Origin of the sequence: Halobaculum rubrum (assembly GCF_019880225.1) — an archaeon.
GTDB lineage: Archaea > Halobacteriota > Halobacteria > Halobacteriales > Haloferacaceae > Halobaculum > Halobaculum rubrum.
In genome coordinates, this window is record NZ_CP082284.1 from 2,163,188 (window position 1) to 2,176,074 (window position 12,887).

The 12,887-nt window shown below is 71.3% G+C and carries 13 protein-coding genes; 9 read left to right on the plus strand and 4 right to left on the minus strand.

All coding sequences use genetic code 11. From position 1 onward, the window contains the following. Nucleotides 1-11 precede the first annotated feature (11 nt). On the minus strand, nucleotides 12-1,355 hold the full coding sequence (locus tag K6T25_RS11225; RefSeq protein ID WP_222914124.1) for an outer membrane protein assembly factor BamB family protein: 1,344 nt from the start codon (nucleotides 1,353-1,355) through the stop codon (nucleotides 12-14). A 142-nt stretch (nucleotides 1,356-1,497) separates the two neighbouring features. Between K6T25_RS11225 and K6T25_RS11230 the strand changes: the two genes are divergently transcribed. The 7 genes from K6T25_RS11230 (at nucleotide 1,498) to K6T25_RS11260 (ending at nucleotide 8,115) form a co-directional block, all read left to right on the plus strand. Beyond that, nucleotides 1,498-2,463, plus strand: coding sequence for a 1,4-dihydroxy-2-naphthoyl-CoA synthase (locus K6T25_RS11230; protein ID WP_222914126.1), 966 nt, complete (start codon nucleotides 1,498-1,500; stop codon nucleotides 2,461-2,463). A 313-nt stretch (nucleotides 2,464-2,776) separates the two neighbouring features. Beyond that, nucleotides 2,777-3,724, plus strand: a complete 948-nt coding sequence (locus tag K6T25_RS11235) for a 1,4-dihydroxy-2-naphthoate polyprenyltransferase (protein ID WP_222914129.1) — start codon at nucleotides 2,777-2,779, stop codon at nucleotides 3,722-3,724. Further along, the gene (locus tag K6T25_RS11240; RefSeq protein WP_222914131.1) at nucleotides 3,721-4,764 is read left to right on the plus strand and encodes a mandelate racemase/muconate lactonizing enzyme family protein; all 1,044 of its coding nucleotides are present in this window, start codon (nucleotides 3,721-3,723) and stop codon (nucleotides 4,762-4,764) included. The genes K6T25_RS11235 and K6T25_RS11240 overlap by 4 nt, the downstream gene beginning before the upstream one ends. Before the next feature lie 217 nt (nucleotides 4,765-4,981). Then, on the plus strand, nucleotides 4,982-6,538 hold the full coding sequence (locus K6T25_RS11245) for a long-chain-fatty-acid--CoA ligase (RefSeq protein ID WP_222914132.1): 1,557 nt from the start codon (nucleotides 4,982-4,984) through the stop codon (nucleotides 6,536-6,538). 115 nt (nucleotides 6,539-6,653) lie between these two features. Beyond that, on the plus strand, nucleotides 6,654-7,463 hold the full coding sequence (locus tag K6T25_RS11250; protein ID WP_222914134.1) for an enoyl-CoA hydratase/isomerase family protein: 810 nt from the start codon (nucleotides 6,654-6,656) through the stop codon (nucleotides 7,461-7,463). Between the two features lie 87 nt (nucleotides 7,464-7,550). Beyond that, nucleotides 7,551-7,886 carry a 2Fe-2S iron-sulfur cluster-binding protein gene (locus K6T25_RS11255; RefSeq protein WP_222914136.1) on the plus strand — a complete coding sequence of 112 codons (336 nt, stop codon included), beginning with the start codon at nucleotides 7,551-7,553 and terminating at the stop codon, nucleotides 7,884-7,886. Between the two features lie 34 nt (nucleotides 7,887-7,920). Then, nucleotides 7,921-8,115 (plus strand): hypothetical protein, encoded by a 195-nt coding sequence (locus K6T25_RS11260; protein ID WP_222914138.1) that lies wholly within the window; start codon nucleotides 7,921-7,923, stop codon nucleotides 8,113-8,115. A gap of 11 nt (nucleotides 8,116-8,126) precedes the next feature. On the opposite strand, the gene K6T25_RS11265 is transcribed toward K6T25_RS11260, so the two are convergent. From K6T25_RS11265 to K6T25_RS11275, 3 genes are read right to left on the minus strand one after another with little or no spacing between them, the layout of a single operon-like run. Then, nucleotides 8,127-8,930 carry an AAC(3) family N-acetyltransferase gene (locus tag K6T25_RS11265; RefSeq protein ID WP_222914140.1) on the minus strand — a complete coding sequence of 268 codons (804 nt, stop codon included), beginning with the start codon at nucleotides 8,928-8,930 and terminating at the stop codon, nucleotides 8,127-8,129. Nucleotides 8,931-8,974: 44 nt separating this feature from the next. Beyond that, nucleotides 8,975-10,267, minus strand: a complete 1,293-nt coding sequence (locus K6T25_RS11270; protein WP_345778220.1) for an MBL fold metallo-hydrolase — start codon at nucleotides 10,265-10,267, stop codon at nucleotides 8,975-8,977. A 9-nt stretch (nucleotides 10,268-10,276) separates the two neighbouring features. Then, complete coding sequence (locus tag K6T25_RS11275; RefSeq protein WP_222914142.1) at nucleotides 10,277-10,591, minus strand: ASCH domain-containing protein; 315 nt, start codon at nucleotides 10,589-10,591, stop codon at nucleotides 10,277-10,279. Between the two features lie 60 nt (nucleotides 10,592-10,651). Here K6T25_RS11275 and K6T25_RS11280 point away from each other — a divergent pair, with 60 nt between their 5' ends. Together K6T25_RS11280 and K6T25_RS11285 are read left to right on the plus strand one after the other, a co-directional pair. Beyond that, the gene (locus K6T25_RS11280) at nucleotides 10,652-11,335 is read left to right on the plus strand and encodes a ferritin family protein (RefSeq protein WP_222914144.1); all 684 of its coding nucleotides are present in this window, start codon (nucleotides 10,652-10,654) and stop codon (nucleotides 11,333-11,335) included. Between the two features lie 389 nt (nucleotides 11,336-11,724). Further along, a complete protein-coding gene (locus K6T25_RS11285) occupies nucleotides 11,725-12,858 on the plus strand; it encodes a GNAT family N-acetyltransferase (RefSeq protein WP_222914146.1) in 1,134 nt (377 codons plus the stop codon). Nucleotides 12,859-12,887 lie beyond the last annotated feature (29 nt).

A 12,887-nucleotide genomic window follows, 5' to 3' on the forward strand; every position in this document is an offset into this window, starting at 1 on the left:
CTGTGGCCGCTTCAGAAGCCGATCCTCCCGACGCCGCCCTCGGTGGTGGCGACGTACGCGCCGTCGGGACCGGCCGCCGGGTCCGGGGGGTAGCCGCCGGGAAGCGTCGCGCGCCACAGTTCGGTCCCGTCGTCGGTAGCGTGGGCGAACACGGTCCGTGCGTCGCCGTCCGAGGAGACGACCGCGTCGCCGGCGCGGGCCAGGGGGATCGCGAGGTCGGTCGCCTCGGCGGTCCACCGCTCGGTCCCCGAGTCGCGGTCCAGCGAGACGACCCGCGAGTCCGGGTTCGTGTAGAGGCCGTCCGCGTCGAAGGGAACGTCGTGGATGAGGCCGCCGCCGTCGTACGACCAGCGTTCGGCTCCGTCGGGGCCGAGGCGGGCGACGCGCTCGCCGCCGACGTAGCAGTCGTCGAGGTACCGCACCGAGGTGACGACCTCCCCGGCGAGGTCCCACTCCGCGCTCCCGTCGGCCGTCGACACCGCCGCCGTCGTCGGCTGATCCGGTTCCGGGTCGTAGCGGTCGAACACGAGGACGGCCCGACCGTCGCCCGCGGCCGTCGCGGTCACGCGCGCGTCGTTCGGCGCCTCTGAGCGGAAGCGCCGCTCGCCCGTTTCGAGGTCGAAGCAGTCGACCGCCGTGTCCGCCTCCACGAGCGCGACGCCGTCGGCGACGGTGCCGCCCATCGCGTCGCCGCTCTCGGCCGTCCACCGGGAGGAGCCGTCGCCCGTCTCGATCGCGAAGACGGCGTGGTCCGGCTCGTCGCTGATCGCGTCGTCGTTGGTGCCCACGACGACGGCGCCGTCGCCGAAGCCGAGGAGGGAGTGGAAGCCGGCGACGCCGGTGCCGAAGCGCCAGCGCTCGTCGCCGTCGGCCGTCAGCGCGTGGAGCACGTGGTCGTGGGCGCCGGTGCCGACGCTGATCCCGACGAGCGCGTACAGCGTTCCGTCGTGGACGCGGAGGTCGGCGGTGGGGCGACCGTACCTGTACTCGCCGTCGAGCGAGACGGCCGTCTCGAACGTCCACGCGGTCTCCCCGGTGGCCGCGTCGAGGCCGACCACGTCGGTGCCGACGGCGACCGCGACGGTCCCATCGACGAACGCCGGTTCGGAGACGAGGTCGTCGCCGAGGGACCGCTCCCACGCGAGCGACCCGCCATCGACGTCGATGCCGGTTCGGGGCTCTGGCGAGTCAGTGTCCCGATCTGCGGTCCCCGGATCTCCGTCTGAACCGCCCGAACCGTCCGTCCCGTCGTCGGTCGCTACGGTCCCTGTGCGTCCGTCCTCGGGACCGACACAGCCGGTCAGCCCGAGGAGCGCGCCGCCGCAGAGACCGAGCGCGTCACGTCTGGAGGGCATCGGGCGAGCGATCCCGACGGCGACGCATGGGTTTTGTGGGGCGATCGTCGTCCGTCGACGCCCGCCGTCGCTCGCCGTCCGCCGACACCCGCCGTCGCTCGCACCGCGCACCTTTTTGCGGGCTCCGGCCGCGCGTTCGGGTATGAGCAACAGCGACGACGCGGACGAGGCGACCGACGCCGGCGCCGACGCCGTCTCGGAGATATTCGACCCCGAGCGATGGGAACCGGTCGACGGCAGCGAGGCGTTCGACGACATCACCTACCACCGCGCGGTCGACTCGCCGACCGTCCGGATCGCGTTCGACCGCCCGGAGAAGCGAAACGCGTTCCGCCCCGGCACCGTCGACGAACTGTACGCCGCGCTCGACGACGCCCGCAAGCGAGCAGACATCGGCTGCGTCCTCCTCACCGGGAACGGGCCGTCGTCCACGGACGGCGGCTGGGCGTTCTGCTCGGGCGGCGACCAGTCGGTCCGGGGCGAGTCGGGTTACGAGTACCGCGACGACGACGAGGCCGACGAGTCCGACGACGAACTGGTCCGGGAGGCGAAAGCGGGTCGACTCCACATCCTCGAAGTACAGCGGCTCATTCGCTTCATGCCCAAACCCGTCGTCGCCGTCGTCCCCGGATGGGCGGTCGGCGGCGGCCACTCGCTGCACGTGATCTGCGACCTCACACTCGCCAGCACGGAACATGCGAAGTTCCTCCAGACGGATCCGGACGTGGCGAGCTTCGACGGCGGCTTCGGCTCGGCGTACCTCGCCAAGCAGGTCGGCCAGAAGAAGGCGCGGGAGGTGTTCTTCCGCGGGAAGACCTACTCGGCCGAGGAGGCCGTCGACATGGGGATGGCGAACGAGGCGATCCCCCACGAGGAACTGGAGGACGTGGCGCTGGAGTGGGCCGACGAGATGACGAGCAAGTCGCCGACGGCGATGCGGATGCTGAAGTACGCGTTCAACATGACCGACGACGGGATGGTCGGCCAGCAGGTGTTCGCCGGCGAGGCGACTCGGCTGGCGTACATGACGCCGGAGGCGCAGGAGGGCCGGGACGCGTTCTTAGAGGGGCGCGAACAGGACTTCAGCCAGTTCCCCTGGCATTACTGAAGCCGACGACCGGCGGCGAACGGGGACCCTCTGCCGCGGCGAACGATCGTGTTCGTTTCACTCCACCAACTATTTCCTCGTCCTCGTGGTGTTTGGTATCGTATGACATCCGATTTCGGAGACGATCCGATCGCGACCGTGACTCGCGTCCCGCCCGCAGAGGAGTCGACGGACCCGATCCCGACCGTGACCCGCGTCCCGCCCGCGGACGATACTGCCGGCCGGAGGCCGACGACACGGACGCGGTGAACGGGCGGTTGGGGCACGGCTGGGAAGCCCACCCTTCATGCCCCGCGGGTCCCTGCCTCCGACAATGAGTACGGAGACGGGGCAGGCGGACATCTCCAGACGCCGGGCGTGGGTGATCGCCGCGCGCCCGCAGACGATGCCGGCGGCGCTGGCGCCCGTCCTCGTCGGGACCGGGCTGGCCGTCCGCGACGGCGTGTTCGCGCCCCTGCCGGCGCTCGTGGCGCTGGTGGGGGCGGCGCTGATCCAGATCGGGACGAACTTCGCGAACGACTACTACGACGCCGAGAAGGGCGCCGACACCGCCGAGCGCGAGGGGTTCACTCGGGTGACCGCCGGCGGCCTCATCGACCCCGCCGAGGTGAAGCGCGCGATGTGGCTCACCTTCCTCGCGGCGATCCTCGTGGGGGCGTACCTCGTCGCCGTCGCGGGTCTGCCGATCCTGATCGTCGGGCTCGTCTCGGTGGCGATGGGCGTCGCCTACACCGGCGGGCCGTACCCGCTGGCGTACCACGGGCTCGGCGACGTGTTCGTGTTCGTCTTCTTCGGGCTCGTCGCCGTCACGGGCACCTACTACGTGCAGGCGGCCGCCGCGCTGGGCGTCGAGTTCCTCACGCTCGTCCCGCGCGCGGAGTTGGTTCCCGTCGCCGCGCTCGTCGCGGCGCTCCCGATCGCCGCCATCTCGACGAACATCCTCGTCGTCAACAACCTCAGGGACAGGGAGGAGGACGCCGAAACCGGCAAGAACACCCTCACGGTCCGGTTCGGCTACGGCTTCTCGCGGGCGCAGTTCGTGCTCCTGCTCGGCATGGCGTACGCGATCCCGCCGGTGTTCGCAGCGTCGACGGGCGACATCACGGTGTTGCTGCCGATGGCGACGCTGCTGTTGGCCGTCCCCCTCACGAGGACCGTCCTCACCGAAACCGCGGGCGACGCGCTCAATCCGGCGCTGGAACGCACCGGGAAACTGCTCGCCGCGTTCGCGGCGCTGTTCGCCGTCGGGCTGGCGCTGTGAGCGTCGTCGCGCTCCGCGAGTTCGCGCTCGACCTCGCGACGCCGCTGTCGACGGCCGCCGGCGACATCGAGACCAGAGCGGGGATCGTCGCCCGTGTCGACCTCGGAGGCACTACGGGCGTCGGCGAGGCGGCACCGCTGCCGGGGTGGACGGAGTCGGTGCCGGCGTGTCGTGCGGCGCTCGAACGCGCACGCGACGAGGGCGCCCCGCCGGGGGCGGAGACGCCCGCGGCGCGCCACGCGGTCACGCTGGCGTATCGGGACGCGTTCGCGCGACGCGGCGGCCGCTCCGTCGCCGCGTCGCTGGCCCGCGACACGCCGCCGGCGTCGGTGCCCGTGAACGCGACCATCGGCGACGGGGGCGTCGACGAGGCCGTCGCCGCCGCGGAGGCGGCGGTCGATGCCGGGTACCGAACGCTGAAGCTGAAAGTCGGCGCTCGGGGCCTCGAGGAGGACATCGAGCGGGTCCGTGCGGTCGTCGACGCCGTGGGCGACCCGGAAACAGATGGCGACGCCGTCACGCTCCGGGTCGACGCCAACGGCGCCTGGGACCGCGAACCCGCGCGCGAGGCCCTCGCCGCGTTCGACGGACTCGTCGAGTACGTCGAACAGCCGCTTCCCGCCGGCGACCTCGCCGGACACGCCGCGCTCCGCGGCGTCGGCGCCCCGGTCGCGCTCGACGAGTCGCTGGCACGGCACGGAATCGACGAGGTGATCGCGGCCGGGGGAGCGGACGCCGTCGTGCTCAAGCCGATGGCGCTGGGCGGACCGTCCCGGGCGCTCGCGGCGGGTCGCGCGGCCGCCCACGCCGGACTCGTTCCGGTCGTTACGACGACCATCGACGCGGCGGTCGCGCGGACGGCGGCGGTTCACGTCGCGGCGGCGCTCCCCGGGGGCGGCGAACGCGCACACGGCCTCGCGACGGGCGGGCTACTTGCGGCCGATCTCGTCGCCGCGGATCCGGCTCCCGTCGAGGGCGGGCGGGTCACAGTCCCGGCCGGGTCGGGACTCGCGGGCGACGCGTTCGACGGCGTCGTCTGAGAGGTGATCGCGGTCAGCCGCCGGCGTCAGCGACGACGGTGTGACGGCCCCCCGTCCCGACTGACTCCCAGGCGACGGTCGTCCCGGCGAGACGGGGACGGCCGCCGGGGCGTACGCGAGCCCGTCGCCCGCGCCGACGCGAACGGTACCGACGCCACCCACCTTCGTGAACGACCGGGAAAGACTTTAGCCGGGACCGGCCGACCGGTTCGATGGCATGACAAACCTCGTGAGGAACGTCGGTTCGACGGTCGAGGAGCACCCGGACGAGACGGCGGTGTGGTACGACGGGACCGACATCAGCTATCGGGATCTGTGGGGCCAGACCGGCGCGTTCGCGTCGGGACTCGACGACGCCGGCATCGACGTCGGCGGGCGCGTCGGCATCTACCTGCCGAACCTCCCGCAGTTCGTGATCGGCTTCCACGGGACGCTGCGAGCGGGGGGCGTCGTCGTTCCGATGAACCCGCAGTACAAGTCCCGGGAGATCGAGCACATGCTCGCCGACTCCGGCGCCGAGGTGGTCGTCACGCTGCCGGATCTTGCGGAACACGTCGCGGAGGTACGCGACGACACCGACGTGCACACCGTCGTCACGATCGGCCAGGCCGTCGAGGGGACCGTCTCCTTCGAGGAGTTCTGCGGCGACCCGGCGTTCGGGACGGTCGACCGCGCGGACGACGACATCGCCTGCCAGCCGTACACCTCGGGGACGACCGGGACCCCGAAGGGCGTGTTGCTCACTCACGACAACCTCGCGTCGAACGCCGAGATGTCCGCCTCGCTCGTCCCGGACGGGATCACGACCGACGACAAACAGCTCGGCGTCCTCCCGCTGTTCCACATCTACGGGATGACGGTCGTGATGAACTCGACGCTGTTCGACGGCGGGGCGTACTACCCGCTGCCCGCGTGGGACGCCCAGCAGGCGTTCGATCTCATCGAGTCGCAGGAGCTGACGCTGATGCACGGCGTTCCCGCGATGTACAACGACGCGATCAACCAGCCCGACGCCGCCGAGCGCGACCTCTCGTCGCTCCGCCTGTGTGGCGTCGGCGGCTCCGGCATCCCTGTCGAGGTGCTGCGCCGCTTCGAGGAGCTGTTCGACGCGACGATCTACGAGGGGTACGGCCTCACCGAGACCAGCCCGGTCACGCACTTCAACACCCCCGAGAAGGGCCGTCGCGTCGGCTCGATCGGGAAGACGCTCCCCGGCGTCTCGGCGATGGTCGTCGACGACGAGTTCGCGGAGGTCGCCCCCGTCGACGAGGGGCCGGTCGACGAGGACGAGGTCGAACTGGACGACGTGACCGGCGAGGTCGTCGTCAGCGGACCCAACGTGATGAAGGGATACCACGACCGCCCCGAGGCGAACGAGGAGGTGTTCACCGAGTCGGGCGGCAAGCGCTGGTTCCACACCGGAGACATCGGCTACCACGACGCGGACGGCTACTTCTACATCGTCGACCGCGAGAAACACATGATCAACACCGCCGGGTACAACGTCTATCCGCGGGAGGTCGAGGAGTTGCTCTTCGAGCACGAGGCTGTCGCGGACGCGGCGGTCGTCGGCATCCCGGACGACCGGAGAGGCGAGACGGTGAAGGCGTTCATCGTTCCCACGCCCGGCTCTGACGTGACGCCCGACGAGATCAGGCAGTTCTGTCTCGACAACCTCGCGGAGTACAAACACCCGCGGGAGGTCGAGTTCGTCGAGGAGCTCCCGCGGACGACGACCGGGAAGGTCCAGAAGTTCGAGCTCCGCGGGGAGTAGCCGGTCGACCGCGGGCCGTCGACCGAGGCAAGTCACGCGCTGTCGATCCGACACCCTCGTCGTGGCTCGCGTCGGACGGGGAAACGACCAAACCCCGGGGCGTCATCGCACCGGTATGGCATCCGTAACCGAGTTCTCCGACGGGACGGTCCGACTCGAACGCGACGACGGCGTCGCACGCATCGTGTTGAACGACCCCGACCGACGAAACGCGCTGTCGGTCGCGATGACCGACGGCATCGAGGCGGCGCTCGACGAACTGGAGGGCGGCGACGCCCGCTGTGTCGTCGTCGAAGGCGAGGGGCCCGCGTTCTGTGCCGGCGGCGACATCGACTCCATGCAGGAGCGGCAGGGCTCCGACGAGCCGGTGGATCACGCGGTCCGTCACGTGATCCAAGAGATCGGCCGCTGTGTCAAACGGGTGTACGAGTGCGAGTTCCCGACGGTCGCCAAGGTGGACGGCGCCGCGTTCGGCGCCGGCGCGAACCTCGCGATCGCCTGCGACGTGACCGCGCTCCACGAGGACGCCCAGATCGGCTTCGGCTTCCGCGAGGTCGGCCTCGCGGTCGACTCCGGCACCTCCTACCTCCTCCCGCGGCTCGTCGGGGAGAACGTCGCGAAGGAACTCGTCTACACCGGGGAACTGCTGAGCGCCGAGCGAGCCGAGGAGTTGGGCGTCGTGAACCACGCCGTCGACGACGACGAGTTCGAGGCGCGCGTCTCGATGCTGATCGATCGGATCGCGTCGGGGCCGACTGTCGCGCTGCGGACCTCCAAGCGCCTGCTGCGCTCGGAGTTCGCCACCTTGGGCGAGGCGATCGAGCACGAGGCCGGTGCGCAGGCTGCCGTCTTCGACACGCACGACCACGCCGAGGGCGTCGCCGCGTTTACCGGGAAGCGCCAGCCGGAGTTCGAAGGACGGTAGGGTCCCGACCGACCGCGGGGCGAGCGAGGGTCAGACGGCAGTCCGCGGAGCGAAACGTAGAAGGGACAACCCGAGAACACTGGTTGCATGGCCGAGTACACCGTAGAGTTCGTCGGCACCGGCGAGACGATCGAGGTGTCCGACAAGCAGACCATTCTGAACGCCTGCATCGAGGAGGGCATCGCACAGGAGTACTCCTGTCGCGTCGGGATGTGTCTGGCGTGCACCGCCGAGATCGTCGAGGGCGAGGTGGCCCAGCAGGCGGCCGTCGCCCGCGCGCTCACCGAGGAGGAGGCCGAAGACTACGCGCTCACCTGCATGGCCCGTGCGCAGTCCGATCTGAAGCTCGATCGCGGCAAGTACCCGCCGAGCATCGAGGACGACGCCGCGACGTCCGCCGGCGCCGCGGCCGACGACGATTGATCGACCACGATCGCGTCGAAAGCGTAGCCTCGCGATGGCGCAAGCAGGGTCTCGTGAGACCGTCGCCAGCGAGGCTGAGTGGACGACCGTGGACGTGGTCGACGACGGGTCGAGTATCTCCGAGGAGGAACCGGCGGAGGGGGGCCTCGTCATCGAGAACCTCGGCCCGTGCGGCGTCCGGGTGTCCATGCGCTTCCGGTCGGCGGAGGCAGCCTCGAGTGTGTCCTGACGAGTGCCGTCTCAGCGGTTCGCCTCCAGCCACTCGGCGGCGAAGTCGACGAGCGGCCGCATCCGGCAGACCGTGGCCTCGGCGTCGCCGACGGTTCCTCGCCATACCTCGCCACCCTGAGCGGACTCGAAGGCGGCCTCGATCGCCCGGAAGTCGTCGCGCGACTCCGGCTCGGTGAACTCGACCCACTCGCGCTCGCCGTCGACGATCACCGGACCGCCGTCGCGCTCGGGCTCCCCGCCGTAGTCGGCGCGGTACTCCGCGAGGTGCAGCGAGGTGTTCGCGTCGACGCCGATCCGGACGATCAGCGCGTCGCGGTCGTACAGCCGCGCGAGCGGCGACTCCTCCCCCATCGGCGAGTCGTACGCGTGATCCGCGGTCACCGCCTCGGCGTCGGCGCCCCACGCCGCGAACGACGTGGTCGGGTGGCGACTCCGCCGCGCACCGGGGCAGTCGCGCAGACACTCCGGGATCGCACCGACACCCCGCGTCGGCGTCACATCGGGGCGGTACGGCGCCGCCTCCGCTTTGATCGACTCGACCCACTCGTCCGGAACGGGGGGGTTCTCCCAGCTCGTGGGGTCGGACAGCTGCGTCGAGTGGGTCGGCACCGCGAGCGTCCCCCGCGCGGTCACCGCCCCCAGCAGCGCGTCGACGACGGTCGGCGCGCCGCCGGCGACCCACCCGATCGCCGACAGCGACGAGTGGACGAGCGCGGTCTCGCCGGGCGTCACGCCCAGTTCACGCAGGTCCGCACGCAGCCCGTCGGTCGTCAGCGGCGCGTCGGTGCGCTCGACGACCTCGTGTTCGCTCATGGGACGACGGCACCGCCGAGGGTGAAAACGACTCCGGGTGCGTGCTACTCGACCGCACAGTTGTTCGGGCCCAGTTCGGCCTCGAACGCCTCCTCGTCGCCCATCGACTCGGCGCCGAGGTTCGTCGCGACGATGCGCTCGAAGTTCGCCGGACGCGGGGGAAGCTCCCCCGCGATCCGGTCGACGAACGCCGCCCGGTCGAGCGCACACACCTCGAGCTCCGCGATCCGCGCCAGCGGCGCGACGTAGTCGTTCGCGCGGGCGTCCGCGAGGTCCGCGAAGTGTCCCGGCGCGATTCGCGTGTCGACGGGGAGCGCGAGCAGTCGGTCGTGGAGCGTGTCGTACGCCGTCGCCGCGAGGTCGCGGGCGCCCTCGTCGCCCGCCTCCAGGTCCGGCCGGCCGACGCTCCGCAGGAACAGGGCGTCACCCGTGAGGAGCATGTCCGCGTGCGCTCGGTCCGGCCGGCGGAGCCGGAGACACATCAGTTCGGTCGTGTGCCCCGGCGCGTGGATCGCGTCGAGTTCGGCGTCGCCGATGTCGAGCGTGTCCCCGTCCGACAGGGGAGTCGCGTCGAACCCCAGCCCGCGCTCGGTCGCGCCGGCGGGGAGAACGACGACCGCGTCGCCGTCGGTCGCCTCGCGGACCGCGCGGACCCCGCTGACGTGGTCGGCGTGGACGTGCGTGTCGATCGCGTACCGCAGTGAGGCGTCGCGAGCGTCCGCGTCGGCGACGTACCGATCGGCGAACGCGCGAAGCGGATCGACGACGGCGGCCTCGCGTCCGCCGGGGCCGTCGGCGACGACGAGATGCGCCAGACAGCCCGAGGAGGGCCGCTGGTACTGGATCACGGTCACGTCGTCGTCGCGGACGATCGGCTCCGCGAGGTACGTCTCCGCCCACGCGTCCATGCCGCCCGCGAGGTTCACCGCGTCGACCCCGGCGTCCGCGAGGTCGCGCGCGACCTCGGCGCTCGCCTCCCCCCGCCCGCAGACGACGACGATCGGCTCGGGCAGGTCCTCCGGGAGCGGGTCGGTCGGCTCCCCGCGGGCCCCGGCCGCAATGAAGTTCACGTGGGGGACCTGACGGGCGGTCACGGCGCGGCCGCCGACGTGCCACGCCTCGAACTCCGGTCGGTCGCGCACGTCGAGCACCGATACCGGGTCGCCGGCGCGGAGGCGTCGCGCGAGCGCTTCCGGTGTGATCTCGCCGCCCGCCGGCGGCCCGAGCGCAGTGGGACGGCCGGATCCGTCGCCGCCCCCTGTCGAGGCGTCGTCGCCGGCCGGGTCGCCGGCGCCGGTCGTGTCGCCGTCACCCATCCCGCGGTCGGGATCGCGCATCGTGTCGGCTCACTCCCGCGGTTCGAACGCGTGTCTGACGACCTCGCTGTCGTCGTCCCACTCGAAGGAGTCGTGGACGCGTTCGAGTCGCTCCCTGTACGCCTCCAGGTCCTCCGATCCCTCCGCGCGGGCGTCCTCGTCGGTGAGGTCGCCGAGCGTGCGGCGCTCGATCGCGGTCACCTCGAACGTCGTCCCGTCGATCTCGAAGGTGTCGCCCTCGTCGGCGTATGCGTGCCCGCGGTGGAGCTGTGTCACCGCGCCCTCCGCCGCCATCTGTTGGACGTGATCGTTGGGCAGGATCTCCGAGGCGTCGATGTGTGCCATACCGGATCGGTCGTGTCGCGCGGGGGAAACGTTAACGCCGCGCTCGGCGACCGATCGATCATGGATGGCGAGGCCTTCCGCGAGCGCATCGAGTCGGCGAAGGCGACCGAGCTGGAGCGACTCGGCTCGAACAAGCTGCTCATCGCGCTCACCGACGCGACGCTGGAACCCGAGGCGGTACTGCGGGCCGCGGCCGACTCCGAGCACGCCGCACACACCACGTTCGCGGCGTGGGCTGACGACGGGCCGATCGACCGGGAGGCAGCCGACGACGGCACGGCCGACGGCGACGGCGAGCCCGCCGCGGAGCTGTTCGAGTGGCTCGCCGAGCGCGAGCGCGACCACCGCGAGCGCGTGCTCGACTCGCTGGCGGATCTGGGCGTCGACCACGACCCCGCAGACGGCGGCACCATGCACGAGTACCTCCGCGCCCGCGAGGACCCGGTCGAGCGCGTCGCCGCCGGGACCGTCGGTCGCGGGCTCGTCAGCGACCGGTCGCACCTCCAGATCGTCTCGTTCTTCGTCAACGAGGGCGACGAGGCGCGCGCGGGTCTGTTTCGGGACCTCCGGGCGGAGACCGAGGAGGAACTGGAGCGCGGGCTGACCCTGTTGGAGGGGGCCTGCGAGACCGAGGAGGACTGGGAGCGCGCCCGGATGGTCGCCGAGTACGCGATCCAGATAGCCTACGACGACTACGCCGACGCGCTGGCGGGGATGGGTATCGACGTGAAGCCGGTGTGTTGAACCGGGCGCGACACCGGCCACGGGTCGGACCGCTCGGCGCGGGACACGCCCGTCGATCGGAGCGGTAAGAACGGATTTCGACCATCGACGGACCGCCTCCGTCAGCAGCCCGTCCGCGACCGAGCCAGTCCGGACGGGCACGTCCCTGTGAGACGTTCGGGACGCCGGCGTCGCGGGAGAGGCCGAACGGCGGTCGGTTCGTCGATCCGGACCCGTCGAGTACGGGCAGGATATCCTGCGGCGGGCAGCGATCGGGTGAGCCTACCCACACGTGTCGCCCCGCCCGAGACGGGCGACGAGAACGGAGCGTCGACCGTCCGAAAGTAATCGGCGGGCAGCGTCGGTACGTTCTCACAAACAAAGAGATTCGCCGGGAAACACACGCCGACATGGCGACGGAAACCGAGATCCGTGAGGGTCGCTCGTACACGTTCCGCCCCTACGAGCCGGGCGACGTGGGTGACTTCCTCGATCTCTTCGAGGCGACGTGGGACGAGCGACGGAGCGAGGAGTGGGTTCGGTGGCGGTTCGAGGAGAACCCCTATCTCGACCACGTGCCGATGTTCGTGGCGGAGGCGGGCGGCCGCGTCGTCGGCGCCAGGCCGTACTTCGCGTTCCGGATGCGGGTCGGAACCGAGCCGGCGCTGGCGCTGTTGACGGTCGACACCATGGTCCACCCGGACCACCGCGGCCGGGGGCTGTTCACGACGATGACGCGGCGCTCGCTCGACTACTACGCCGACGGCGACGTCGACTTCGTGTTCAACCAACCGAACGAGGCGTCCCGCTCCGGATACCTGCGCCTGGGCTTTCGCGCGCTCGACCGATGCAGGACGTACCACCGGGTCCGCCATCCCGGCGCCTTCCTCGACGAATACCTCGGCGAGTGGAGCGCCTCGGGGATCACGCGCGGCGCCGACCTCCTCATGTCGGGGTACCTCCAGCTCTCGACCGGCGACGGGTGGGACACCGACGACGTGAGCGTCCGCCGCGTTGCGGGCGTCGCGGTCGGCGAACTCGCTCACCTCGCACGGCGGCCCGTCCTCCCTGGCATCACCGCCGACCGCGACGAGGCGTTCTACAGGTGGCGCTTCGCGAGCCCCGAGTGGCAGCGAACCACCTACATCGCCTCCCAGGGCGGCGAGACGCTCGCGGCCGTCATCGCCAGAACGCGCACGAACGGGGAGGGCGTCATGATGACCCAGATCGCCGACCTAGCCCCGATGAGCGGCTGCCGTGACTGGAAACGCGGGCTCGCGGCCTGCACCGAAGCGGTGATCGCCGACGCGAGCGCCTCGGACGTGGTGTCGGCGCCGACCCGGGCGTTCCCCGCGGACGTCGCGACCGCCTACGGCTTCCGCCGGGACGACACGCTCCCGCTGTCGGCCGGGTCGTCGACCGACTCGGTCCTGTGTGTCCGTTCGCTGCACGAGGACGACGACGACCCGTGGACTCTGCACGACGTGTCGCTGTGTGACCCGCGCAACTGGGCCCTGAGCTTCGCCGAACGGGACACGACCTGAATCAGCATGGACGACTCACTCGCACGACA

What these genes read in the sequence shown, in the direction of transcription:
- K6T25_RS11225 (WP_222914124.1), bottom strand. Translation starts at nt 1,355, where the DNA reads ATGCCCTCCAGACGTGACGCGCTCGGTCTCTGCGGCGGCGCGCTCCTC.
- K6T25_RS11230 (WP_222914126.1), top strand. Translation starts at nt 1,498, where the DNA reads ATGAGCAACAGCGACGACGCGGACGAGGCGACCGACGCCGGCGCCGAC.
- K6T25_RS11235 (WP_222914129.1), top strand. Translation starts at nt 2,777, where the DNA reads ATGAGTACGGAGACGGGGCAGGCGGACATCTCCAGACGCCGGGCGTGG.
- K6T25_RS11245 (WP_222914132.1), top strand. Translation starts at nt 4,982, where the DNA reads ATGACAAACCTCGTGAGGAACGTCGGTTCGACGGTCGAGGAGCACCCG.
- K6T25_RS11250 (WP_222914134.1), top strand. Translation starts at nt 6,654, where the DNA reads ATGGCATCCGTAACCGAGTTCTCCGACGGGACGGTCCGACTCGAACGC.
- K6T25_RS11255 (WP_222914136.1), top strand. Translation starts at nt 7,551, where the DNA reads ATGGCCGAGTACACCGTAGAGTTCGTCGGCACCGGCGAGACGATCGAG.
- K6T25_RS11260 (WP_222914138.1), top strand. Translation starts at nt 7,921, where the DNA reads ATGGCGCAAGCAGGGTCTCGTGAGACCGTCGCCAGCGAGGCTGAGTGG.
- K6T25_RS11265 (WP_222914140.1), bottom strand. Translation starts at nt 8,930, where the DNA reads ATGAGCGAACACGAGGTCGTCGAGCGCACCGACGCGCCGCTGACGACC.
- K6T25_RS11270 (WP_345778220.1), bottom strand. Translation starts at nt 10,267, where the DNA reads ATGCGCGATCCCGACCGCGGGATGGGTGACGGCGACACGACCGGCGCC.
- K6T25_RS11275 (WP_222914142.1), bottom strand. Translation starts at nt 10,591, where the DNA reads ATGGCACACATCGACGCCTCGGAGATCCTGCCCAACGATCACGTCCAA.
- K6T25_RS11280 (WP_222914144.1), top strand. Translation starts at nt 10,652, where the DNA reads ATGGATGGCGAGGCCTTCCGCGAGCGCATCGAGTCGGCGAAGGCGACC.
- K6T25_RS11285 (WP_222914146.1), top strand. Translation starts at nt 11,725, where the DNA reads ATGGCGACGGAAACCGAGATCCGTGAGGGTCGCTCGTACACGTTCCGC.